The organism is uncultured Streptococcus sp. (assembly GCF_963456385.1).
GTDB lineage: Bacteria > Bacillota > Bacilli > Lactobacillales > Streptococcaceae > Streptococcus.
This window is the reverse complement of record NZ_CAUOLF010000001.1, coordinates 45,390-68,343: the sequence shown is the minus strand read 5'-3', so window position 1 is coordinate 68,343 and position 22,954 is coordinate 45,390. Positions and strand designations below refer to the sequence as shown.

Genomic DNA, 22,954 nt, shown 5'->3' with positions numbered 1-22,954 from the left:
TCCTTATTTTCTAATAATCCAAACAAAAGTAGATAAGACCTGACACACTTGCTCTATGTTAGTAAAGCCAGCCTCTTCTAGTAGGTTTACAACTTCTTGAGGTGAGAGGGAATTCATCAAACTAGCTTGATTCTTATAAGTACGCTGAATTTGCTGCTGATTGGCTCCCAATTCAGAAGCAAGTGTTTTCCAATAGCCTAGTTGCTGGTTGGAAAAAAAGCTAAGAATCAGAAGGCCACCTTCACTTAAAGAGTCATAAATTTTTCGAAGAAAAAAGCTGGGATTTTCAACAAACTGCAACACTAGCAAGCAAGAACAAATCTGGTAAGCAGAGGGCAGTATTGCTTCTTCAAATCGACTATTAAGATACTCCGCTTGAGGCAGATGAACCTGTCTTTTAAGCTCTTGTAGCATCGCCTCACTTGGCTCCACAACCGTCAACCCTGCCTTAGGAAATAAGGATGCCAAACCATTCAACTCATCCGTCTGGCTTGCTAAAGCTAACACCTTATCGACTTTTAAACTGGGTGCTAATCTAAGCAATACTCCTCGGAAAATCACATCTAGCATCACATCGTAGCCTGGAATTTTCTGACGAATTTCTGTTGCATAATCCTTGTTCTTAAATTCTTTCATATTTTCTTCTATCTCTAAATCCTTTTGTTAAGATTCTTTTTACGACGAAACATTAAAACTTCAGTTCATATTCAACAAACTGGCAAAAATCAATCTGCTCATCAGCTACAAACTGACGGATGAGCATGCGATGGGCTACAAGAGCTACCGTCTCGTAGTCTCTGTATTTGCTTAAGGCACAGAAAAAGCGGGCTTTCATCTGCTCAGCCGTTTCATACTGGACAGGACTTCTTGCAGGAAGACAACCATTATTTTCAAAAAACATCTCCCGAGCCTGCTCAAACTTTTCTATCCCACTCTCATATACCTGCCATTCATGTAGCAAAGGCTCCACAAAAAGCGGCAGTTGGCGGTTTCGAATCAAATAGGAGGCCGTCTCCAAAGCCCGCGTCACAGAAGAGGAGATCAGAATTTCCGCCTGTTCTAGCAAAGGATTAGCAGCGGCCTCTGTCGCCATCTGGCGACCAGAAGCCGACAAGGGAGCCAAATCTAGTCCAAAGCCACTGTAACCAGCCTCTTCCAAAAGTGAATAATTTGGCTCTCCGTGGCGGATAAAAATGATTTTCATACTAATGTCCTGTCGACCCAAATCCGCCAGTCCGCACGCCTTCTGCTTCATCTCCATCTGCAATCAGAAATGGTGCAAAGACAGCCTGAACTACACGTTCGCCAACTTCGAGGATTACTTCCTGATCAGTGATGTTTTTCATCTGAGCAAAGATATGCCCTTCGTTTCCAGGATTACCATAGTAATCGCCGTCAATGACCCCAACTGAGTTAATCAAGACCAAGCCTTTTTTACGAGGATTGGACGAGCGGTCATAAAGATAGAGCACCTCGCCCGGCTGCATATAGGCCTTGACACCAGTCGGAACTAGCTTAATATCTTCTGGTGCTATGACGGTGCGCTCTGCCACTTTCAAGTCGTAGCCAGCTGCGTGAGCCGTCTCTCTCTTGGGTAGCAAATCTTCATTTGTAAAGCTGGAAACCAGCTCGAATCCGCGAATTTTCATGCATTTCTCTTTTCTATTTTTGCTGTCCCTATTATACTAAATTCGTAAAAAACAAGCAAAAAAACCGCCAATTGGGCGGTTCTCCCTAGTATAGATTTCTGATGATCTCTCCATTATCCAGATAGGTAAACTGCTCCGTCAAATCTGATGTGAAAACTTGATACATTTCTTTAAAGCTCAAGGCCAGCGAGTGGTAATCAAGATCCTCGCGTTTAATCCAGAACACTTCTCCTTCGTCGGACGAGACCAGCTCTCCTTCAAAACGATTGGTTTTGTAAAGAAAAACGACGTAACGTTCATCCTTTTCGGTATAAAACTGCTTGACACCGCATAACCTAGGCTCATAGATGGTCAGACCTGTTTCCTCCTTGATTTCCCGTATTACTGATTTGACAAAGGATTCATGATTTTCAACATGGCCGCCTGGAAAGCAAAGGCCGGTCCAATCATCATTTACTTTATTTTGTACTAAAATGCGGTCCTCATCATAAACCATACACATATTTGTTAAAATAACTCGCTCCGCTCTTGACATCTCTGCTCCTCCATCTACCGACCGATTCGCTCGGCCTACTTGTGACTCATTATAACATAAAAGACATCAAATTGATGAAAATCTAGATTTCTCAGCCTTTTCAACAAAAAAAACCGCCAATTGGGCGGTTCTTATAGGGAGATTATTATGAAAAAGAAAAGTTTTAGGATTTCTAAACAAAGTTAGGAGGTCTTTGTTTATGATCTTAGTATAGGACACTTATCTTAAATTTTCCTAAAAGTAACTTAAAAAAATGAAATAATTTTTTACAGCTCTTGCAATAGGTACTGAAACAGCTCCAAATTGCCCTTTTCTTCGTTTATTAAAAACTCCGGATGCCATTGAAGGCCTATGATACGATGATTGTCAACCGATTCGATCGCTTCGATGGTATTGTCTCTTGGATCAAAAGCTGTCGCGCGGAAATTAGGTGCCAAGTCCTTGATACTTTGGCGATGGACCGAATTAATCTGGCTAGCCTGACCAAACAAGCGCTCCACAACGCTATCTTTCTCCGTACGAATGGAGTGCGAAGTCCCAAATGGCAAGCCCTGCCAGTGATTTTCGATATGCTGATTGAGAGTTCCGCCAAAAGCAACATTTACCAACTGCAGACCGCGGCAGATGGCCATGACTGGCTTGTTTTGGCGCAGGGCTTCTTTCAAGAGTGCCAACTCAAACTCATCGCGGACAAGATTGTAGTCGTCACTGTCAATGGTCTTTTCTTCCCCATAAAACTGCGGATGAACATTTTGCCCGCCTGACAAAATCAGCTTGTCAATTGTTTCTACATAATCCTGAACTAAACTTTTATCCCCAACGGGAATCACCATCGGCAGGCCACCAACCATTCGTACGCCGTCCACAAACTTGCGTGAAACAGAGGTGTGAATATTTTTTCCAGCTTCATCTACTGGACAAAGATTGGCTGAAATTCCAACAATCGTTCTGCACATACCGTGATTCCCCCTTATTTTGATATAGTATATCTTACCACTCCTTTTCTCAGTCGTCCAATAGATTTTTTTTAAGCTAGTTATAAAAATTTTTTATCAAAGACTCTGCATGTCTCTCAAATAAAAAACTCTCGAATGTACTATAAGCACAAACGAAAGTTTGGAAAAATGTCTCAGCTTTCTACTCAAAGACAAACTGGTTGTGATAGAGTTCCGAGTAGAAGCCACCGAGTTTGAGGAGCTGGTGATGATTGCCCTGTTCGATAACCTCTCCATCTTTGAGAACGATAATCTGGTCAGCATTGAGAATCGTCTTGAGGCGGTGAGCAATGACAAAGCTAGTTCGGCCAGCCACAACGGCTTCCATGGCTTGCTGAATCTTACTCTCCGTCACCGTATCGACATTGGAAGTCGCTTCGTCCAAAATCAAGACTTGCGGATCCGTCAGCAAAGTTCTAGCAATGGAAATCAACTGTTTCTGCCCAGTTGAGAAGATATTTTGATCATCATCAACGATGGTATCGTATTTGTCTGGCAGACTTTCGATATAGTCATGAATATGGGTCGCACGCGCAGCCGTTTCTACCATCTCCTGACTAGCATCCGGCACACCGAAGCGGATATTGTCCCGAATCGTGCCACTAAAGAGCACCGAATCCTGCAAGACAATGCCCACATGGCTCCGTAAGCTGTCCAGCTCATAGGCTCGAATGTCACGACCGTCAAACTCAATGCTGCCACTATCTACATCATAAAAGCGATTGAGCAGGTTCATAATAGTCGTCTTACCTGATCCAGTCGGGCCAACAACAGCCGTCATCTTGCCCTTAGGGGCTAAAATAGATACGTCTTTGAGAATGGGCTTGCCTTCCACATAAGAGAAGTCCACATGCTTGATCTCAACGGAGTCTGTGAGCTCAGTGAAAGCAGGGGCATTCTCCGGCCGAACTTCCTCCGGCGCATCAAACATCTCCTGAATCCGGTCAGCCCCTGTAAAGGCCAACTGCAGACTGCCCCAGCTGGCTGCAATCTGGATGATAGGCTGATAATACTGCTGGGAAAACTGAGTAAAAGTAGTAATCAGGCCAACTGCAACTGCCGTTTCAACATTGGAATCATTCAGTAAGACAGCCGAGCCAACAAAAATAACAATAGCTGTATTAATCAAATTCATCCCGTTCATAATAGGGAAGAGAAGACCTGAAAAGGTTCGGCCTTTAAAGGTCGCCGAGCGTACTCGGTCATTCTGCTCAATAAAACCTTTAATGACCTCCTCCTGCATTCCCTGAACGATAACGGTTTTCTGACCGGAAATGGTCTCGTCCATATAAGCATTGAGGCGGCCGACTTCTTTTTGCTGAAGATTAGTGTATTTTCGAGCCAGCTTAACAATAACCACTAGGAGAAGAAAAGCAACCGGTGTGCTGGCTACCGTTATCCAGGCTAATCTAGCATTTTGAACAAACATGATAATCACGAGGCCCAGATAGAGCAAGGCATTGCTCATAACCTGGATCATACTCTCATTTAGAGCTTGCAGGATATTGTCCAAGTCACTGGTAAAGCGCGATAAAATGTCGCCGTCCTGATGGCGGTCAAAGAAAGCAACTGTCATCTTGGATAGCTTGCCAAACAGGCCCTTGCGCATCTCATTGGTCGAATGGGCAATAACTCGGGTCATCAAAAGCATGTAAATCAAGCTGGAAACAGACAGGCAGACAAAGGACACCAATACACTGCCCATGACGCTGCCAAAAGTTGACAGAATCTGATCAGTCTCACCCTTCTCCGCAAAAGCCCGTCCCAACTCAACCAAATGCTGAACAGCCTGACCGACATAAACCGGAAAAAGGACCTGAAAAACAGTCGCTGTTACCATCATCAAAAGGACAATGACAAAGGATAATTTGTAACGCTTAAAATATTGCCAGAAAAATGCAATCGTCCGCATCTTAGTCCTCCTTTCCTTTCTGAGTTTCGTAAATTTCGCGATAAACATCGTTAGTAGCGACCAATTCCACATGCGTCCCTTGACCAATCAGCCGTCCTTGATCCAAGACCAGAATCTTATCTGCATGAACAACGGAGCTAATCTTTTGAGCAATGATAATTGTCGTCGTTCCTTGCAGATCTTTGTTCAAGGCTTCTTGAACCAGCTTTTCTGACTTGGCATCCAAGGCTGAGGTCGAATCATCTAAAATCAAAATATTCGGATTGTTGACAACACCTCTGGCAATGGACATCCGCTGCTTCTGACCGCCAGAGAAGTTGCTGCCACGCTCCTCCACTGCACTGTCAAAACTCTCTTCCATACGGCTGATAAATTCACTGGCTTGGGCAATGCGAGCCGCCCGCTCCATCTCAGGCAGTGAAGCGTTGAGCTTGCCCTGACGGAGATTGTCTGCAATGGTCCCGCTAAATAGAATCGCTCGCTGGAGCACGATGGAAACATTTCTTCGAAGAGTTCCCTGACTAAGCTCTCGCAGATCCCGACCGCCAATCTTGACAGAACCTTCCTGCGGATCAAAAAGACGGGGAATCAGCTGAGCCAAGGTAGACTTACCAGCACCAGTCGCACCGACAACACCAATCATTTGCCCAGGCTCAACCTCAAAGCTGATATCCTTTAGTATTGGCTCGTCATCGTTGGGATAGGAAAAAGTCACATGCTCAAAGCTGAGGCTGCCTTCTAGTTCTTCATCAGGTGAGTCTGGGAAAGTCATAGCTGGCTCCGTTGCCAATACTTCCTTGATCCGACGGATAGAAATGATCCCCCTCGTCACGCCATTTCCCAAGAAGCCAACCATAATGATGGTGAAAATAATCTGGCTAAGATAACCGATAAAAGAAGCTATAGAGCTAACCAGTCCTGGCTCCGCCTGAATCATGCCAGATAAAGTCCAGATAGCCAAGTAAACAGAGCTGTAGCCGACCAACATCATCATTGGCTCAATGATTGAAAATGCATAGCCAATATAGAGATTCTCTGATAAAAGTTCATCAGACACCTGACTGAACTTATGAAACTGGTCTTCCTCCCGAACGAAGGACTTGACCACTCGCACACCACGAAGATTTTCCTTGGCAATGGCATTAATCTTATCCAAAAGAGTCTGGAATTTCTTAAAACGAGGACCCATCATCCCCATCATGACAGCCGTTAGACCAGCTATGAGCACAATCAGCAAGAAGATAATCCACCAGAGAGAGGGCATGGTCACAATGGCCAAGATGACTGATCCGATAAAAAGAATGGGCAAACGAAGAAGAATTTGAAAGAGCATCATGGTCACATTTAGAATCTGATTGATGTCATTCGTCATCCGCACGACTAGATTTCCAGCGTTGAATTCCTCGATATTGGCATAAGAAAAGGTCTGAATCTTGCGGAAAGTCTCCTCACGGAGATCTGATGAGACAGCTTGGGCAATATAAGCCGCCAAGGTCACATTAATCCCTCCTGCCACCAGTCCGACAAAACCGATGCCAATCAGCCAACCGCCCATACTGTAGATGGTCTGGCTATTTTGCTCCTGCAGAGCATCTAAGATGTGCTTTAAAAACCAGGGCAGTAAAAGAGAGCTGGCAATCATCAGCGAGGTCATCAAAAACGAACTCAGGGCATACCATTTATACCGTAATAGACTTTTAAAAAACATGCTTCCTCCTACTTTTTTCATATTTGACTTAGTTTCCTTACTATATCACAGATAAAAACAATGTCAAGCAAGAAATTTCTTATATTATATGGTAAAATGAGATATAGAACTCTAAAACTGATTTAAATTCAGACTCGGAATTTCATCATAAGGAGAAGATATGGATAAACAACGAGTTGCTGTGATTGGTCCTGGTTCTTGGGGAACGGCCTTATCACAAGTGTTAAATGACAACGGACACGAGGTTCGTATTTGGGGAAATATCGCTGAGCAAATCAACGAAATCAACGACGAACACACCAATAAACGCTATTTCAAAGATATTGTACTGGATGAAAAAATCAAGGCCTATCATAATTTGGAAGAAGCTTTAAAGGATGCGGATGCTGTGCTTTTTGTCGTGCCGACCAAGGTAACCCGTCTGGTAGCCAAACAAGTGGCTCAAGCCCTAGACCACAAGGTGAAAATCATGCACGCCTCCAAGGGACTGGAGCCCAATACACACGAACGGATTTCAACTATCCTAGAAGAAGAAATCCCTGCAGAGCTACGCAGCGAGATTGTCGTCGTCTCAGGTCCCAGCCATGCTGAGGAAACCATTGTACGCGATATTACCCTAATTACTGCTGCTTCTAAGGGCCTAGAAACAGCTAAGTATGTGCAGGAGCTCTTCAGCAATCACTACTTCCGCCTATACACCAATACCGATGTCATCGGAGTCGAGACTGCAGGAGCTCTGAAAAACATCATCGCAGTCGGAGCTGGTGCTCTCCACGGATTAGGCTATGGTGACAATGCCAAGGCCGCAATTATCACACGCGGCCTGGCCGAAATCACACGTCTAGGTGTCAAGTTAGGAGCCAATCCTCTGACTTATAGCGGCCTATCTGGTGTCGGTGACCTGATTGTCACAGGGACCTCTGTCTACTCCCGCAACTGGCGGGCCGGCAATGCTCTAGGACGTGGCGAGAAATTAGCTGATATCGAAGCCAATATGGGCATGGTTATCGAAGGAATTTCCACCACCAAGGCTGCCTATGAACTGGCCCAAGAGCTGGATGTTTATATGCCGATTACTCAGGCTATTTACAAGGTTATTTATCAAAATTGTAATATCAAAGATGCCATTTATGAAATCATGAACAATGAATTCAAGGCAGAGAACGAATGGACTTCGTTCTAATAGAAAGGAAATAATTATGTCAAAAGTTAAGAAAGCCGTCATCCCTGCAGCTGGTTTAGGAACCCGCTTCCTGCCAGCTACCAAAGCACTGGCCAAAGAAATGTTGCCAATCGTTGACAAGCCAACCATCCAGTTTATCGTTGAGGAAGCTCTCAAATCTGGAATTGAAGATATTCTAGTTGTCACAGGTAAGTCAAAACGCTCAATCGAAGACCACTTTGACTCAAACTTTGAATTGGAATACAACCTCAAAGAAAAGGGTAAAGACGACTTGCTCAAATTGGTCGATGAAACCACTGGTATCGGTCTGCATTTCATCCGTCAGAGCCATCCGCGCGGACTGGGAGATGCTGTCCTTCAAGCTAAGGCTTTCGTAGGAAACGAGCCTTTCGTTGTCATGCTGGGCGATGATCTTATGGACATCACCAATGATAAGGCTGTGCCGCTGACCAAGCAATTGATTGATGACTATGAAGCTACCCATGCTTCTACCATCGCTGTCATGCAGGTCCCTCATGATGAAGTTTCCTCTTATGGTGTGATTGCCCCTCAAGGCGAAGGTGTCAAAGGTCTCTACAGCGTGGAAACTTTTGTCGAAAAGCCAAAACCTGAAGATGCACCGAGTGATTTGGCTATTATCGGCCGCTACCTGCTGACACCGGAAATTTTTGAAATTTTGGAAAAACAAACACCAGGTGCTGGAAATGAGATTCAGCTGACCGATGCAATTGATACTCTCAACAAGACGCAGCGCGTCTTCGCTCGCGAATTCAAGGGAGATCGCTATGATGTCGGTGACAAGTTCGGCTTTATGAAAACTTCTATCGACTATGCCCTCAAGCATCCGCAGGTCAAAGACTCCTTGAAGCAGTATATCATTGACTTAGGCCATACATTAGAGAAAAAACAAGAGAAAAAACAAGAGAAAAAATAATGGCTTCAAACAACTAACGTTGAAAATAAAATTTCAGCTATAAAAAAGAGGTTTTCTACCTCTTTTTTTGATATTTCGTCAGTTATTTTCTAAAGATTTGTTAAATCAAGGAATGATGAAAGCCTAGAAAAATAAGAAGGGCAGCCAAGGCTAGATAGCCAAATAAGACTAGCCAGCGCTGAGCAGGTTTAAAGGCATTGCTTGAGCCTTTGACAGGAAGAATAACCACGCAGAGTATGCCGCCAATCAAACCGCCCAAATGCCCCGCCAGGCTGATACCAGGCATGAAACTAAAGATGATATTGACCACAATCAAGGTCATATAAGACTGCCCCAGCTGCTGAATGTAGCTGTCTCGGACGACATAGTGCAGGGTCACGATAGAGGCAAAAAGTCCAAACAAGGCTGTAGAGGCTCCTGCTGACAGAGTATCCGGACTGAAAAAGAAGACAAAGATATTTCCCATCAGACCTGACATCATATAGAGCAGAAAGAAATTTCGCGAGCCAAAAATATCTTCTGCCTGCCGTCCAATAAAATAAAGAGTAACAGCATTTACCACAAAGTGCTCCAAGCCAATATGCACAAAGATAGCAGAAAAGAGACGCCATATCTGAGTAGGATACATGATAATGGTCGGAGAAAACACTGCTCCAAATTCAAAGACCGTTTGTGCTTCAGCATAAGAAAAGCCACGTAAAATAAGCATCCCCACAAAGACAAGTGTTGTCAAAATTAGCAAAATACTGGTCACAGGATATTTTTTATCATAGATGTAGTTCATAAGTCAACACTTCCTTTACTGCTATATCGTGATAATCGGGTTCAAAATCAAACTGTTGAAAACTATAGATGCTGCTGATAGACGCCCCAGCAAAATCAGCCAGATAGCGATCATAGTAACCACCGCCGTAACCAATCCGAAACCCTTGAGAATTGAAGACCACACCCGGCACATGAATCAGATCAATTTCTGTCTTGTCCACAGCCTCTTCACTTATCGGCTCCATAAGTCCAAAAGAGCTTTTTTGCAGGCAACTTTCATCATAATCCACAAATATCATCTGACCCTGGCCATAGGTTTTGGGCACTAAAACCCGCTTACCATCTAACTGAGCCTGCTTGATAAAGGCTGCAGTTGAGACTTCATGCGGCATAGAAAGATAGGTAGCAATAACCTGAGCTTTTTGATAAGCTGCCGAACTGAGCAAGTGCTGGGTCAGCCAGTTATCTGCCTGCTCTTTTTCTTTTCCTGACAGTTTCTTCATCTGGTTCAGTACAGTTTGTCTCAGCTCTTTTTTCATGCAGCTCGTCCACCTTTTTCTTATCTTTCGTTGATTTTATAATCTAGGAATTTCCCAATCTTTTCAATAGCAAAGGGCAGTGCTGCCTCGTCCGGTGTCATCTTGGGATGATGGAGGGCATAGGGACTGTCCACTCCCAGCCAGAACATGACGCCCTTAACCTTGCTGAGCAGATAGCCGAAATCCTCGCCTGTCATAGCCGGCGCAATATCAATCATCTGCACTCCTTCTTCCTTCTGGAAGAAGTCCATCAATTCGTCTGCCAGATCAGGATGGTTTTCTACAGGTAGGTAGCCACCTTGTTTAAGCTCCAAGTCCAATTCCAGACCGAAACTTTGGGCTATGCCCTCTGCTATTTCCCGTAAGCGCTTCTGGGTCAAGAGGTTCATCTCCTGAGTCAGAGTCCGAATGGTGCCATGCAAAAAGGCCGTTTCTGCAATGACATTATTGGTCGTACCAGCATGGAGTGAACCAAAGGTCACAACTGCCCCTTCGATAGGATCGACATTGCGGCTGACAATGGTCTGCACCTGGGTGATAAAGTAGCTAGCTGCCACCAAGGCATCATTTGCTTCATGAGGAAAAGCCGCATGGCCTCCCTTCCCCTTAAAGGTCAGCTTGACCTCACAGGTACCAGCAAAGAGAGTTTCTCTGTTAGTCGCAATATCACCAACTTTGAGATCCGGCCGCACATGAAGTCCGTAAAACTCATCCGGCAGCCAGTCGCCAAAAGCACCGTCTTCGTACATGAGCATACCGCCAGCTTCATTTTCCTCAGCAGGCTGAAAGAGAAAGAGCAGATTGTGTATAGGCTGAGCGCTCACAGCTTGCTCCAGCAGGCCTAGGGCAACCGTCATGTGCATATCGTGTCCGCAGGCATGCATCCGGCCTTCATGGGTACTGGCAAAGTCCAGACCCGTCTCCTCCACAATCGGAAGGCCATCAATATCTGTCCGCCAGCCAATCGTCTTATCCGGTGAACTTCCCTTGATAAAGACCAAAATACCAGTCCGCCAAGTTCGAATTTCCACAAAGGCTAGGCCTGCTGTCAGTCCATCAATGACCTGCATCAAGTAAGCATGGGTCTTGTATTCTTCCAGACCGATTTCTGGTATCTGGTGTAAATCACGGCGAATTTTCAGATAATCAAGCATTGTTTCTTTCCTTTAAAATCTTGTCAGACTTGTCAAAGTTTTGGGCTAGGCCCAATCAATTCATCTTTATGCCATTTTTAAAGAGTACGCAGAGCATCTTCCAGAGCTGTCTTCTGCTGGGTCTTCTCGTCAATGGTCTTGATAACTCGTGCCGGAACACCAGCAACCACTACGTTTTCCGGAACATCCTGGGTCACAATCGCACCGGCCGCAACAACGGAACCACTGCCAATTTGTACACCTTCAATCACAACCGCATTGGCACCAATCAGCACATTGTCTCCAACCCGAACTGGCTCAGCACTAGCAGGCTCAATGACTCCCGCCAGAACCGCACCAGCACCAACATGACTGTTTTTGCCGACAATCGCTCGGCCGCCCAGAATAGCACCCATATCAATCATGGTCCCAGCACCAATCTCCGCACCGATATTGATAACCGCCCCCATCATGATGACAGCATTGTCGCCAATTTCGACTTGGTCACGGATAATAGCGCCCGGCTCAATACGGGCATTGATATCGCGCTTGTCCAAAAGCGGCACCGCTGAGTTGCGGGCATCCTGCTCTACGACATAGGTCTTATTCTCCTCTAAGTTCGCTAGGAGCGGCTTAATTTCTTCCCAGTCTCCAAAAAGAACATTGCCTAACTTCACAACAGACCAAGGAATCGAACCGTGCAATTCTCCATCAAAGGTCACCTTGACCGGAGTTTTTTTCTTGGCATCAGCGATAAATTTGATAATTTCTTGAGCGTTCATTTTAGTAGCAGACATGATTCTTCCCTCGATTCGTGAATAGTTTAGCCTTTTAGTTTATTTATCTCCTCAATCTGCAACAACTTGAAGAACAATTGAAGTAAACCAAGAAGCTTGATTAGACAATATTATAACACAAAAAAAGGGATTGCAAAACTCCTATAAAATTCTCTACATGAGATACGGATTGCAAAAAGGCACGAACTCTCGTTCGTGCCCAACAAAGCAATTCCAAACTATATACCAACGATATTATTTAATTCTTTCGTTCAAACTGACCACTGTTGGCATCAATGGTCAGTTTGATCTTTTGCGTACCGTTCAGAGTTTCTAGCTTGTAAGACAAGAACTCCTATTCATTTATTCTATTTAGAAAGATTACTCAATAGATACTGTCCATTTTCCTGACGGATAAAAGTCAAAGTTATCTCCTTATTTGAAGAGGTTTCATAGTTTACAAGCATCTTCGGCTCTGATTCACCATCCCCATAAACTGAGATATGTTGATATTCTGGGTATTCCTTGATTACTTCTTTAAAGGAAGAACCGCCCTCGCCTGTTTCCGCGTCACCCGTCTTTAAGTTCTCTGTAATCTGGCTAGATACCTTTTGATTATAATCATCACTGCCGGGCATAATACTCATACCCTGAAGATGGTAGCTGCCATCCTCGTGTTTCATAAAGGTCAGAGTGGTATAACTAGAGTCAGGTAACCAAGACAATGAGAGCCCTTCTTCCTGAAACGTCACACTGCTGGCCAAGCCAAAATCTTTGACTACTTGTTCTGGGCTCAATCCTTCATCATCCGCACTAACAATGCTCAGCTTTTCAAGGTCTTTCACTTCCCACTCATATACATCCTCTTTTGACGGAGCCACAAAAGAAGCAACATCGCTTTGATGTCCCTTTCGAGACAGACTTGGCACATTTCCCCCACCCATAAAATCATTTAGGAAATAGCCGCCAAGACCTCCTAACAATAGTCCCGCTGCCAGACCTATTCCTAAAAATCCTATCAGCTTGCCCGTACTATTTTTCTTTGGCTCTGGACTTAGCTGGCCAGCGAAGTTTGTAGCTTGCTGTGGTCCGGCAAAGTTCTGACCAGCTGGATTAAATCCCTGAGGAATTGCTCCTTGAAAAGCGGGATTTCCCCAATTATCCTGCTGAGGCATCTGTTGTTGAGGAGCATCAAAAATTGGTTGCTGAACACCAAAATCTTGATTAGGATTCATCATTTCAGGACTGTCTCCTTCTGTTGGGAGAGACTGCCCCTCTGTTGAGTTAGCTACAAATTGTCCTGAGTCTGATGACTGGACTTGCTGTGGATACGGAGCCAATCCTTCTAAAGATTGTTCCTGCGGTTTATTTTGTTCTGACATCGTTTCTCCTTTTATTATTTGAGTTCTATTTTATTTATTGGCAGTAGTGGACAAAAGATAGTTTCCGTCCTCCTGCTGAACGAAGAACAACCTATAAGTACCATCATTAGGAGCGTTATAAGCCGCCTCCATAATGGTTTGACTAGTATCCTCACTAAAATCTTCATCTACACGAATAGAGATACTTCGCGGACTGCCATATTCCTTAAAAACTTCCTTATAGGAAATGCCATCCTTACCAGTCTTTGCATCGCCTTTTTTCAATTTTTCAAAGTAATCAGTCGCCATCGCTTCGTCCTCAGCATTATGTTTGCTTCCTTCAAAGCGAATATTATAGATATGAAGGCTATTCAAATAGAAACCATCTTTTTTCTTCTCAAAATCCAGAGAAGCAGTTTGATCTGTATAATAAATTGGACCGTCTTCCTCATCATCAGAATCTTGAAGCGTTCCCCACTCTAAATCAAGGCTGTCACGAGAGATCTCTTCTTTTAAAGCCTTGCCATATTTATCAAGAATATCTTCCACAGAAGTACCATTCATATCTGTCTGAATAGTATTGAACCGTAACTCTGACAAACTATCAATATCCCACTTGAACTCAGTAGTATCGGGATCAATGTAGCGGTCTGATTGATCCCTCTTTGATCCCCCAGCATCTGCTAAAGGATGTAGCACAGGATATTCCCCTTTGATGACCTCCGCTACTCCCATTCTATAGCCCCAGATTCCCCCTCCGATTAGTCCAAGACCAAGAGAGAGCAAGGCTCCGCCTATCAGGATTCCTTTCCAAGATTTATTCTTGGCCAAAGGTGGGGTTGGTCCCTGCGGACTTGAAACATGGCCTTGCTGAGGTTGAAAATGATGCGGGAATTTCTCTTGCGACTGAGCATTCCTTGAAGGCTCAAAAGAATGCTGTGTTTGCTGTTCTGTCAATCTTCTTTCCTCTTTCTTGTTTATTTTCAATAGTCTTATCAGTTCTCTTTTAATAACGAAATGCTTTGAAATCAATCAGTCACAAAAGATAAACTAAATAACTAAAAACTTACATTTCCTCTGACTTTATATATAAGAAATTTCCATCTGGCTGGCCTACAAACAGAAGATAGTTATAACTATCTTCTGTTTTATAAGTCACCTCAGCAATCAGACGGTTGGAGATAATCTTATTATCTACGTCACGCTCGGTTGCGATGACAATTTCTGACGGAACAGGATGCTTCTTCAGGACCTCTGATAAAGCTGTTCCTCCTTCACCCGTTTCCTTGTCTCCTTCTTTCAAACGTTCAAGGTCTTTGGGAGATAATACGCTCCAATCTGTCGTTTCCTTCCCTTTTCTATATTCTTTAAAAGAATCTCCAACTACCACTTGTCTCAGATAGTAGTTCTGGTCAACTTTATCAAATTGAAAAGAAATATTTTGCTCCTTGTCCCTGACAGAAGGGCCCCATCGGAGTAACAGACGATTACGATCATATTCTGCTGAACTAGCCAAGCCATAAGTTTCAACGATTTGATCAGCCGTCAGACCTAATCCCTCATCATTTGTATAGCTCAACCGTCCCAAGTCTTTCAAAGTCCAATTAAACTGAACCGACTGCCCGTCTGTAGTAAAACTGTCGCCATTTTCTTTGGCTTCCTCCTGAGCCTTACTTAAGCGTTTAATCCTTTGCATATCCTTATTTGTCTGCGCCTGCTTGCCGATAAAATAAGCTGAACCGCTACCAATCAAAAGACCAATTATGAGAGCAAAAATTGAAAGTCCTATGACTTTTCCGATATTGCCCTTCTTATCAGGCAATCCTTGCGGCTGAATCTGCTGGAAATTCCCTTGCATTGGCTGGCTAGGTTGATTTTCTTGCCAAGCCCCTTGCACTTTACCTTGTCCATCTTTATCTGACATGGTTTTCTCCTTATAAATTTTATTGATTTGTCATATTGCGAAAACATTGAAAAATAATGACAAATTTTACAATATTATAACATAAATTATTCTTCCAATCAAAAAGGGAGTGGGAAAGAACTTCAAACAAGTTAAAAAGTTCGTCTTCCCACCCCCGCACAGTTGATCAGGCAATCTTTGGGGCTTAAAAAGCGAAGGAAGATGCCAATCAACCACTGCGTCATCTATTTTTTCTAATTTAGACCCAAAAGCCTGGACTTTTGCCCAGGCTCTGAATCAAGTTTTTAGACTCTTATTTTTCTAGTATTCTTATTTAGATATTTTATCCTACTTGAGCTACTTCAAAAATCTGAATGGTAGAGCCCTTTTCAATTACTACTGCTTGGTCTGCTGCAACATGGAGAGTGCCCGGCAGGCTCCCCTCTTTTGAACCATCAAAAGAAATAGTGATATGGCCCAGTCCAGTTAAATTTTTTTCTACTACATTTCCTACGGCAGTAATCGAATATTCCTGACTATCTACGACCAGCTTTCCACCTTCTAGTATTGCACCTAGAAGATTTTTGTTATCGATTTTAAAACAATACTCTGCTAAGTCTTCCGGAGCTTCTTCTCCAAATAAAATGAGCATATTGGCATCTTGAATCATATTCTGAGCTTCAGGCCCCACTTGAATTACTTTAGCTTCAAAAATTTTCTTCATCTAATTCCGATTCATCCTTTCTCAAATCTGTCATAAACTTATGCTTATAGATAAGTTTAACATAATAGTTGCTATGTTTACGTGCATCTATCATAAGGTTTACTGATAAAGGCCAATACTAGCTATCCAAGCTACTAGCACCCGCGGAACACCATTGAGAAAGCGTGAATAAAGCACAGAAGGGACACCAACCTCAACTGTTTCAGACTTGGCTTCAGATAGACCGAGTGCTACAGGAATGAAATCACAACCGTTTTGAGTGTTGATAGCAAATATAGCTGGTAGAGCCATTTGGGGCGGAATATTCCCTTTTCCGATTTCGACTCCAATTAAGGTTCCGATAATCTGACTGATAACAGCTCCGGGGCCTAACAAAGGAGATAGGAATGGCAAGGAACAGATAAAGCCAATCAAAATGAGTCCCCAGATGTTCCCCGCTAGGGGAACCATTAATTTTGCCAGCCAATTTCCAACACCTGAACCTTGAATAACCCCAATCAGCAAGGAAACAAAGGCCATGAAAGGAATGATTGTGTTGAGCATTGTTTGGATGGCTTCACGAGCAGCCTGGTTGAAGGTTGCAACGACTTTACCAGCCCCCATCCCAATTCGTGCTACAATACTTGTTTCAGCTTTTTGCTCTGTAATTTTTTTACTAGTATCGTAAGTTGGCTTTTCAGTTACCACAGTTGTCGCTTTTTCGTCTTCATTAGCAGCAGAAATTTGATTAAGGCCAACTGCTGACACATAGATTTCCTCGGTGATATATTGTGCTAGAGGGCCACTTTTCCCTGTAGCGACAATATTGATTGTAGGGATCCCCTTTTTAGGATAAATACCGCAGCGAAGAGTACCGCCGCAATCCACGATCGCTAAAGCAATTTCCTCATCAGGGATAGAAGTTTTAAACCCGTTAACAGCTTCCATACCGGTCAAATCAGCAATTTTATCTACAATATCTGGCTTTTCTCCGCCGCCAGTGATATAGATAAATTTATGCTTAGCCTCACTAGGTGTAATGACCAAAGGGCCTCCGAAACCACCATTTCCTTTAACAACTTTTATACTCTTATATGACATAATTTCACTCTTTCTATCAATCAAATGTTTTACTCAAGGTAACACCTTGCTGTTTTGCAACATAGGCAGTCGTAAAATCTGTTACCCATCCACCAACAAAGTTCATGATAATTCCTACAAGCATGTAACGGATTGCCAGGTCCATCTGACTTAAACCTAAAGTTTGAATTCCTGTCGCAATTCCCATCCATACAAACAATTCCCCAGGATTGATATGTGGGAATACACCATTTGAAGTATGGCAGAACTGCATCTGAGCTGCTACAAAACTAGGTTTATAATATTCTGGCAAGAAGCGTCCCATACTGATCGCCATCGGATTCCCCAGCATAAAGGCTGAAATGAAAGGTAAAATCATATAACGGCTAACAGGATTTTTGGCAGAAATCTTAGCCAAGGAATTGACCTTTTCTTCTCCCAAGAAAGCGATAAGGGTATTCATTGCAATCAATAGCATTAAGACAAGCGGTACAATATTTGTCATCCAGCTAATAAAGGTTTCTCCACCTAATTGGAAGAGTTTCATAAAACTCTCTGCAAATTTTGTAATGTGATTCATAAGGAACTCCTTTTCTTATTTTTTTTAAATAACTGTTTAATAGATAATTGTAAGTAATTCGCATAAAAGCCGAATCCCAGAAAAGAATCAGATGAACTTGTCTCTTTCTCAATACCTGCCTCATGCCAAAGATAGACTTTTCTAGCATCTTCTATGGCTGATTGCATCAACTTATTTTCTTTTCTCACAAGAGGATTATACTTGTCAAAATAATGGATGTCTTCTCCAACATAATCGTCCATATTTTGAAAACGCGCTAAGATTGTGACTCCTTGCATTTTGCTAGCTTTAAGAACCCGACCGTTTTCATCAACCGCGAACATGACAATCGTACCGGATTTTATTCTTCCGGACTTCCTGCCAATCGCTACGCGCCCCAGTTTTCGGAGCATCGTATAGGTCTTATTGAAGTCTTTGAGTTGCTGCCAGCCGAGGAACATTTGAAATATATAAGCTGCCATGACAAATACAGCGAAAATTATTAGCGAATTCATTAAAATACTCCTTTGCTCTTAGAAAATGATAGAAACTCTATCTCTGTTTCTACAGCCCTCAATGCTTCTTTTAGAGAAGGCTCTCCTGCAATTCGAAAAATGTCGTCATACAATTCCAGCAATTCACTTTCCATTTTTCTTTCGATTTCTGAGGGTATGGCGACTAGAAAGATAAATTCAATCCATTCATCTCCTTTTTGATAAGGCTCTTCTAGTTTTCCAAACATTAAAATAGTCTTTGCATAACCCTGGTTAATTGTATGGGGGAAGGCAATTCCTCCACCAAAAATGGTTGATTGCTTTTTCTCCCTATCAATTATCCGATTTCTAAAACCTTCATCAATCATCTGAAGTTTCTCTAACTCTGCAACCATATTTAGCAAGTATTGCTGATAGGTTTTTTGGGGGCTCAACCGAAGAAAACGTAAGCTGACTGTTTCTAGATTTTTTTGATGAAAAGCATTGGCCCTCTGCCATTCTTCCTGCAGCCATTGATCATCAAAAAGATGATTAACTTGAATGACTGGAGATTTAGAATCTTTATATTTTAGAGGAACTGTCGTAAAAATCGCGAAATAGTCCTGATTTAAATCCACATTAAAATCCTCTTCGGAATACTGAGTAATGTCTACATCATTTCCAAGGACTCGTCTGAGTTGCTGAATAATCATCGCAGCAGTTCCTCTTCCTGTTGTGCAAACTACAGCTATCTGCTTGCGAGAACCCTTAACAGCAGAATTTTGCTTTCTTAAAATCATTTCAAAATACAAAGCCAGATATCCAATTTCAGATAATTCCAATTCAGAACCAAAAATTGCAGATAGTTCTTCTCCAGCTATTTTTGCCATTTCAAAAGCAAAAGGATATTGAGTTTGAACCTCGCCATGAAATATATCATTAGCTTGCACATGGAAAATCAGTCGATTGATTAAGGGGCCTAGATGAGATTTGATTTCTTCAAATAATTCTTCATCATCAAAGTGAACCAACATTGTTTCTTTGACTTTCTTGACAATCCCTTGAAAAATCTTTGCAAGCTGTTCAGATTGATAAGATGTCTTGCTTAAAGTGTCAATAAAACGGACATTAAACGGAAAACACAAAAAGTCTATCTCAAACTGACTGAGGGAAATCTTATAAGTCATTTCAATATGATAGATTAATTTCTCAGCTAAAGGTGTCTCTGTTAAATCATTCCTATAGTAAGGAATAGGACAATTCAACACTCTAGATGTATGAATACGCTCCACCATAATTGAAATGGTCTTTCGAAGGAGTTCCTGTGTTTCTTTAGGGATTTTATAGTCCTGAACTAGCGTCTCCAGAAAAGAAGATGTTGCCTCAGTGAGTGTCCTTCCTTCAAAGTAAGGAGCCACTTGGTGAATATATAGCAAGCGCAAATTCAGCTCGCTCCCCAAGACCTCCAGCCCACGGTTGGGCTTTCCTGAAATAGTGATAGAGTAACTCTCTGCCAAAGATTTTACTTGTTTTAAATCCTTATTAAGGGTACTTCTACTAACACCTACTTCCTCAGCCAAGTCGTCAATAAGAAGAGGGGAGGTTGACTCAATTAAACGTTTTAGCAAATAGGCAATTCTTTTACTGGAAGAATTGAAGTCACTCTCCTGTTTTAAACTACCAGATAAAATCCTTTCCAACTCTGTATAGTCATACACTTCTAACATTAACTGATCATCTTGTGCGATAATCTGGATATTAGGAGCCAAAACATCATTTAATTGTTGGATACTCTTTTGCAAGGTTTGCAAGCTAATATCCAGTTCTGAGCGCATATCTAACAAGGAATAAGTTGGCTGCGAGACCATTTTATCTAAAATATTATACCACCGATTTACTAAGGTCAACTCTCTTCCCTACCTTCATTGTTTTAACCGCGAGTTTTACCTCCGGCAATATTTGTAGTGACACCTGTTATATAGCTAGAACGGTCTGAAATATAGAACGCTACAAGATCAGCTACTTCCCGTAGTTTCCCACTCCGTCCCAATGGAGTCGTTGAAGTTGAAGCATAACCAGCTCGAATATCTTCTACCGTCTTTCCACGGGTATAAGCAAGAGCTTCCTCGTAAGAAAGAGTTCGAAGACCCGTAGCTTCCATAATTCCTGGAGCAATTCCAACCACACGTACACCATGTTTACCAAGCTCTTTCGCCCATGAACGAGTGTAACTATAGACTGCCGCTTTCGTTGCAGCATAGGCACTTTGTCCTTCAGAACCTTCCAAGCCTGCTTCTGAAGCCATGTTCACAATTACACCTTTTCCATTTTTCACTAAAATACGTCCTACTGCCTGACTAACCAGATACAAACCTTTTTGATTAATCATTGTTACTTTTTCGAACGTCTCATCGTCCAACTCGTAAGGACCTTTAGGATTTTCTGCATCGATTAATAATCTAGGGACATTAATCCCCGCATTATTGACTACCGCATCAATATTGCCAAATCTTTCCACTATTTTGGCAACACCCTCTTCTACTTCAGAGCGAGAAGTTACATCAACTTTTACAAATAATAGGTTCGGGTGACGCAAATCGTTGTCGCTAAGATCAAAATTCGCTACATTGACTCCTAATTCCAACAATTCTTCGACGATTGCCTTACCGATCCCAGATGACGCACCCGTCACAAGAACTGTTTTGCCTTTAATGTCTAACCAATCATTCATTTTGATACCTCTCAAATTTTATTTACAAGGCAATTATACAGCGCTTCCATAAAAGAATTAAGACACTCTTTTTTACACTGTTCAAAAAAATAATAAACTAATTAAGAGGCTTGTACTAAAAAATCCACAAGAAATGAACTTGTGGATCTTTTTATATTCTAAATGAACTCAAAGCATATGAGAATCAAAGACGTGCATTCAACTCAGCCCCCAGCTCTTCAAAGCCTGGTTTCCCAAGAAGAGCAAACATGTTTTTCTTATAAGCCTCAACTCCTGGCTGGTCAAATGGATTGATACCATTCAGGTAGCCAGAAAGAGCAATAGCTAACTCAAAGAAGTAAATAGTATAGCCCAAAGTGAACTCATCTTGCTCAGGCAGGGTCACAAACATATTTGGCACTCCGCCGTCTGTGTGAGCTAACAGCACTCCATCTGTTGCTTTCTTATTGACAAAGTCAACATCTTTTCCTTGCAGATAGCCAAGGCCATCCAAATCTTCTGCTAATTCAGGAATCAACACATTTTTGCGAGGCTTATCTACACGAATAACTGTTTCAAAGAGGATACGAGTTCCTTCTTGAATAAATTGCCCCAAAGAGTGCAGGTCTGTTGAGAAGTTGGCTGAAGTTGGGTAGATACCTTTTTGGTCTTTACCTTCTGACTCACCAGCCAGTTGCTTCCACCATTCTGAGAAGTATTGCAAAGATGGTTCGTAGTTAGCTAGAACTTCTGTCAAATAACCTTTACGGTACAAGATATTGCGTACAACTGCATATTGATATGCTTCATTTTCAGCCAACTTATCAGAAGCATAAGCCTTGCGAGCAGCATTTGCTCCTTCCATCAACTTGCTGATATCAGCCCCTGCAGCTGCGATTGGCAAGAGTCCCACTGCTGTCAATACTGTAAAACGACCACCAACACTATCAGGCACTACAAAAGTATCCCAGCCATTAGCATCTGCTTCAACCTTAACTGCACCTTTAGCGCGGTCTGTAGTTGCATAAATCCGTTTATTTGCTTCTTCCTGACCATACTTCTTAACCAAGAGTTCTTTGAAGACACGGAAAGCAATAGCAGGCTCTGTAGTTGTTCCTGACTTAGAAATAACGTTGACAGAGAAATCCTTGTCTGATACATAGTCTACCAAATCAGCCAAATAGCTTGAAGAGATAGAATTTCCAGCATAGAGGATCTGAGGTGCCTTGCGTTCTTCTTTGCTTTGCAAGTTTACAAATGAATTATTCAAGAAATCAATAGCTGCACGTGCCCCTAAATAAGATCCTCCAATACCGATGACGATTAACACTTCACTATCAGATTGGATTTTAGCAGCCGCCTTTTGAATACGAGCAAATTCATCTTTATCATATTCTTCAGGCAAATTCAACCAGCCTGTCATTTCTGCTCCAGGACCTGTTCCGTTTCGTAGAGCATTATCTGCTGCAGTCACTTGAGGCTGCATATAATCTAATTCATGTGGTGCTACAAACTTATCCAGTACCTTTGAATAGTCAAATTTAATATGTGTCATGTTTATCCTCCAATTGTTCTTTTCTTTTATGATAACGCTTTAAGAAAAAATAAGCAAGTGCTTTTACTATTTTAAAACGTTTACATTTTTTATTCTATACTATTTTTCTAAATAAGCTAATCCTAGGATATAACTGAAAGCAATCGTTTGCGTAAGTCAGCAAATTTTAACCCTATTGAGAAGAATAATTTTGATTCACAAGAAAGCCAATACGCTTCTTAAGATTGAATATCAGCTGAATTCATTTCAGGTCCGTTCAAACTAGATTCACTGCTCCAATATTCATCTGCGCCTTTCAGGCTTAACTGATTCAACATTGGAACCTAGTTTTCGCTTCGCTTAAACTGCGTCAATGTACCTAAGTTCTTCTGCGTCTTTTGGACTTGATTCACTAAAAGACTTTATATGGTTTACAAATTTTTCCCTTATGGGAAAAACTGCATCCATTGCTCTAAGATTCATCTGCGCCTTTCAGGCTTGT

23 protein-coding genes and 2 pseudogenes are annotated in these 22,954 nt (G+C 42.3%); 2 read left to right on the top strand and 23 right to left on the bottom strand.

Annotation, left to right across the window (positions count from 1 at the left end):
• Window positions 1–3 precede the first annotated feature (3 nt).
• The 9 genes and pseudogenes from RP262_RS00350 to RP262_RS00320 form a co-directional block, all read right to left on the bottom strand.
• Window positions 4–636: a methyltransferase domain-containing protein gene (locus tag RP262_RS00350; RefSeq protein ID WP_311153924.1), complete on the bottom strand. Its 633-nt coding sequence runs from the start codon at window positions 634–636 to the stop codon at window positions 4–6.
• A gap of 52 nt (window positions 637–688) precedes the next feature.
• Window positions 689–1,204, bottom strand: a complete 516-nt coding sequence (locus RP262_RS00345) for a histidine phosphatase family protein (protein ID WP_311153923.1) — start codon at window positions 1,202–1,204, stop codon at window positions 689–691.
• Between the two features lies 1 nt (window position 1,205).
• Entirely contained in the window at window positions 1,206–1,649 is a 444-nt protein-coding gene (locus RP262_RS00340; RefSeq protein ID WP_311153922.1) for a dUTP diphosphatase, read from the bottom strand.
• An 85-nt stretch (window positions 1,650–1,734) separates the two neighbouring features.
• The gene (locus RP262_RS00335) at window positions 1,735–2,184 is read right to left on the bottom strand and encodes an 8-oxo-dGTP diphosphatase (RefSeq protein ID WP_311153921.1); all 450 of its coding nucleotides are present in this window, start codon (window positions 2,182–2,184) and stop codon (window positions 1,735–1,737) included.
• Window positions 2,185–2,450: 266 nt separating this feature from the next.
• Window positions 2,451–3,140, bottom strand: a complete 690-nt coding sequence (locus tag RP262_RS00330; RefSeq protein ID WP_311153920.1) for a gamma-glutamyl-gamma-aminobutyrate hydrolase family protein — start codon at window positions 3,138–3,140, stop codon at window positions 2,451–2,453.
• A gap of 181 nt (window positions 3,141–3,321) precedes the next feature.
• A complete protein-coding gene (locus RP262_RS11195) occupies window positions 3,322–4,110 on the bottom strand; it encodes an ABC transporter ATP-binding protein (RefSeq protein ID WP_399553051.1) in 789 nt (262 codons plus the stop codon).
• Window positions 4,111–4,248: 138 nt separating this feature from the next.
• Window positions 4,249–4,977, bottom strand: a pseudogene (locus RP262_RS11190) (ABC transporter ATP-binding protein); the annotation flags it as partial.
• Window positions 4,953–5,091, bottom strand: a pseudogene (locus tag RP262_RS11185) (ABC transporter ATP-binding protein); the annotation flags it as partial. The pseudogenes RP262_RS11185 and RP262_RS11190, both read right to left, overlap by 25 nt.
• Window position 5,092: 1 nt before the next feature.
• Window positions 5,093–6,799, bottom strand: a complete 1,707-nt coding sequence (locus RP262_RS00320; protein WP_311153919.1) for an ABC transporter ATP-binding protein — start codon at window positions 6,797–6,799, stop codon at window positions 5,093–5,095.
• Window positions 6,800–6,959: 160 nt separating this feature from the next.
• On the opposite strand from RP262_RS00320, the gene RP262_RS00315 reads away from it, so the two are divergent.
• Together RP262_RS00315 and galU are read left to right on the top strand one after the other, a co-directional pair.
• Window positions 6,960–7,982, top strand: a complete 1,023-nt coding sequence (locus tag RP262_RS00315; RefSeq protein WP_311153918.1) for an NAD(P)H-dependent glycerol-3-phosphate dehydrogenase — start codon at window positions 6,960–6,962, stop codon at window positions 7,980–7,982.
• A 16-nt stretch (window positions 7,983–7,998) separates the two neighbouring features.
• A complete protein-coding gene (gene galU / locus RP262_RS00310) occupies window positions 7,999–8,916 on the top strand; it encodes a UTP--glucose-1-phosphate uridylyltransferase GalU (RefSeq protein ID WP_293826247.1) in 918 nt (305 codons plus the stop codon).
• Between the two features lie 100 nt (window positions 8,917–9,016).
• Here the strand turns inward: galU and RP262_RS00305 are convergent, their stop codons facing one another.
• The 14 genes from RP262_RS00305 to RP262_RS00240 all read right to left on the bottom strand — a co-directional run bounded on the left by RP262_RS00305 (window position 9,017) and on the right by RP262_RS00240 (window position 22,473).
• Entirely contained in the window at window positions 9,017–9,700 is a 684-nt protein-coding gene (locus RP262_RS00305) for a rhomboid family intramembrane serine protease (RefSeq protein WP_311153917.1), read from the bottom strand.
• Entirely contained in the window at window positions 9,684–10,220 is a 537-nt protein-coding gene (locus RP262_RS00300) for a 5-formyltetrahydrofolate cyclo-ligase (RefSeq protein ID WP_311153916.1), read from the bottom strand. The genes RP262_RS00305 and RP262_RS00300 overlap by 17 nt, the downstream gene beginning before the upstream one ends.
• 20 nt (window positions 10,221–10,240) lie before the next feature.
• Window positions 10,241–11,374: an N-acetyldiaminopimelate deacetylase gene (locus tag RP262_RS00295; protein ID WP_311153915.1), complete on the bottom strand. Its 1,134-nt coding sequence runs from the start codon at window positions 11,372–11,374 to the stop codon at window positions 10,241–10,243.
• 77 nt (window positions 11,375–11,451) lie between these two features.
• Entirely contained in the window at window positions 11,452–12,150 is a 699-nt protein-coding gene (dapD, locus tag RP262_RS00290) for a 2,3,4,5-tetrahydropyridine-2,6-dicarboxylate N-acetyltransferase (protein ID WP_002905478.1), read from the bottom strand.
• A 347-nt stretch (window positions 12,151–12,497) separates the two neighbouring features.
• Complete coding sequence (locus tag RP262_RS00285) at window positions 12,498–13,511, bottom strand: hypothetical protein (RefSeq protein ID WP_311153914.1); 1,014 nt, start codon at window positions 13,509–13,511, stop codon at window positions 12,498–12,500.
• A gap of 30 nt (window positions 13,512–13,541) precedes the next feature.
• Window positions 13,542–14,477, bottom strand: a complete 936-nt coding sequence (locus RP262_RS00280) for a hypothetical protein (RefSeq protein ID WP_311153913.1) — start codon at window positions 14,475–14,477, stop codon at window positions 13,542–13,544.
• A gap of 79 nt (window positions 14,478–14,556) precedes the next feature.
• Complete coding sequence (locus RP262_RS00275; RefSeq protein WP_311153912.1) at window positions 14,557–15,414, bottom strand: hypothetical protein; 858 nt, start codon at window positions 15,412–15,414, stop codon at window positions 14,557–14,559.
• A gap of 322 nt (window positions 15,415–15,736) precedes the next feature.
• On the bottom strand, window positions 15,737–16,117 hold the full coding sequence (locus RP262_RS00270) for a PTS glucitol/sorbitol transporter subunit IIA (RefSeq protein WP_125352450.1): 381 nt from the start codon (window positions 16,115–16,117) through the stop codon (window positions 15,737–15,739).
• Window positions 16,118–16,216: 99 nt separating this feature from the next.
• Window positions 16,217–17,197, bottom strand: a complete 981-nt coding sequence (locus RP262_RS00265) for a PTS glucitol/sorbitol transporter subunit IIB (protein WP_009660130.1) — start codon at window positions 17,195–17,197, stop codon at window positions 16,217–16,219.
• A gap of 16 nt (window positions 17,198–17,213) precedes the next feature.
• The gene (locus RP262_RS00260; RefSeq protein ID WP_002893982.1) at window positions 17,214–17,756 is read right to left on the bottom strand and encodes a PTS glucitol/sorbitol transporter subunit IIC; all 543 of its coding nucleotides are present in this window, start codon (window positions 17,754–17,756) and stop codon (window positions 17,214–17,216) included.
• Entirely contained in the window at window positions 17,753–18,250 is a 498-nt protein-coding gene (locus RP262_RS00255) for a transcriptional regulator GutM (RefSeq protein ID WP_002893984.1), read from the bottom strand. The genes RP262_RS00260 and RP262_RS00255 overlap by 4 nt, the downstream gene beginning before the upstream one ends.
• Window positions 18,250–20,076, bottom strand: coding sequence for a PRD domain-containing protein (locus tag RP262_RS00250; protein ID WP_311153982.1), 1,827 nt, complete (start codon window positions 20,074–20,076; stop codon window positions 18,250–18,252). The genes RP262_RS00255 and RP262_RS00250 overlap by 1 nt, the downstream gene beginning before the upstream one ends.
• A 62-nt stretch (window positions 20,077–20,138) precedes the next feature.
• Window positions 20,139–20,939 (bottom strand): SDR family oxidoreductase, encoded by an 801-nt coding sequence (locus tag RP262_RS00245; RefSeq protein WP_002902100.1) that lies wholly within the window; start codon window positions 20,937–20,939, stop codon window positions 20,139–20,141.
• A 184-nt stretch (window positions 20,940–21,123) separates the two neighbouring features.
• The gene (locus RP262_RS00240) at window positions 21,124–22,473 is read right to left on the bottom strand and encodes a glucose-6-phosphate isomerase (RefSeq protein WP_002917809.1); all 1,350 of its coding nucleotides are present in this window, start codon (window positions 22,471–22,473) and stop codon (window positions 21,124–21,126) included.
• Between the last annotated feature and the right edge of the window lie 481 nt (window positions 22,474–22,954).

Excerpts from the sequence above, each read along its gene's own strand:
- dapD (WP_002905478.1), bottom strand. The coding sequence starts at position 12,150 with ATGTCTGCTACTAAAATGAACGCTCAAGAAATTATCAAATTTATCGCT.
- RP262_RS00250 (WP_311153982.1), bottom strand. The coding sequence starts at position 20,076 with ATGGTCTCGCAGCCAACTTATTCCTTGTTAGATATGCGCTCAGAACTG.
- RP262_RS00330 (WP_311153920.1), bottom strand. The coding sequence starts at position 3,140 with ATGTGCAGAACGATTGTTGGAATTTCAGCCAATCTTTGTCCAGTAGAT.
- RP262_RS00295 (WP_311153915.1), bottom strand. The coding sequence starts at position 11,374 with ATGCTTGATTATCTGAAAATTCGCCGTGATTTACACCAGATACCAGAA.
- RP262_RS00300 (WP_311153916.1), bottom strand. The coding sequence starts at position 10,220 with ATGAAAAAAGAGCTGAGACAAACTGTACTGAACCAGATGAAGAAACTG.
- RP262_RS00245 (WP_002902100.1), bottom strand. The coding sequence starts at position 20,939 with ATGAATGATTGGTTAGACATTAAAGGCAAAACAGTTCTTGTGACGGGT.
- RP262_RS00315 (WP_311153918.1), top strand. The coding sequence starts at position 6,960 with ATGGATAAACAACGAGTTGCTGTGATTGGTCCTGGTTCTTGGGGAACG.
- RP262_RS11195 (WP_399553051.1), bottom strand. The coding sequence starts at position 4,110 with ATGTTTGATGCGCCGGAGGAAGTTCGGCCGGAGAATGCCCCTGCTTTC.
- RP262_RS00265 (WP_009660130.1), bottom strand. The coding sequence starts at position 17,197 with ATGTCATATAAGAGTATAAAAGTTGTTAAAGGAAATGGTGGTTTCGGA.
- RP262_RS00275 (WP_311153912.1), bottom strand. The coding sequence starts at position 15,414 with ATGTCAGATAAAGATGGACAAGGTAAAGTGCAAGGGGCTTGGCAAGAA.
- RP262_RS00345 (WP_311153923.1), bottom strand. The coding sequence starts at position 1,204 with ATGAAAATCATTTTTATCCGCCACGGAGAGCCAAATTATTCACTTTTG.
- RP262_RS00285 (WP_311153914.1), bottom strand. The coding sequence starts at position 13,511 with ATGTCAGAACAAAATAAACCGCAGGAACAATCTTTAGAAGGATTGGCT.
- RP262_RS00260 (WP_002893982.1), bottom strand. The coding sequence starts at position 17,756 with ATGAATCACATTACAAAATTTGCAGAGAGTTTTATGAAACTCTTCCAA.
- RP262_RS00350 (WP_311153924.1), bottom strand. The coding sequence starts at position 636 with ATGAAAGAATTTAAGAACAAGGATTATGCAACAGAAATTCGTCAGAAA.
- RP262_RS00340 (WP_311153922.1), bottom strand. The coding sequence starts at position 1,649 with ATGAAAATTCGCGGATTCGAGCTGGTTTCCAGCTTTACAAATGAAGAT.
- RP262_RS00305 (WP_311153917.1), bottom strand. The coding sequence starts at position 9,700 with ATGAACTACATCTATGATAAAAAATATCCTGTGACCAGTATTTTGCTA.
- RP262_RS00270 (WP_125352450.1), bottom strand. The coding sequence starts at position 16,117 with ATGAAGAAAATTTTTGAAGCTAAAGTAATTCAAGTGGGGCCTGAAGCT.
- RP262_RS00335 (WP_311153921.1), bottom strand. The coding sequence starts at position 2,184 with ATGTCAAGAGCGGAGCGAGTTATTTTAACAAATATGTGTATGGTTTAT.
- galU (WP_293826247.1), top strand. The coding sequence starts at position 7,999 with ATGTCAAAAGTTAAGAAAGCCGTCATCCCTGCAGCTGGTTTAGGAACC.
- RP262_RS00320 (WP_311153919.1), bottom strand. The coding sequence starts at position 6,799 with ATGTTTTTTAAAAGTCTATTACGGTATAAATGGTATGCCCTGAGTTCG.
- RP262_RS00255 (WP_002893984.1), bottom strand. The coding sequence starts at position 18,250 with ATGAATTCGCTAATAATTTTCGCTGTATTTGTCATGGCAGCTTATATA.
- RP262_RS00240 (WP_002917809.1), bottom strand. The coding sequence starts at position 22,473 with ATGACACATATTAAATTTGACTATTCAAAGGTACTGGATAAGTTTGTA.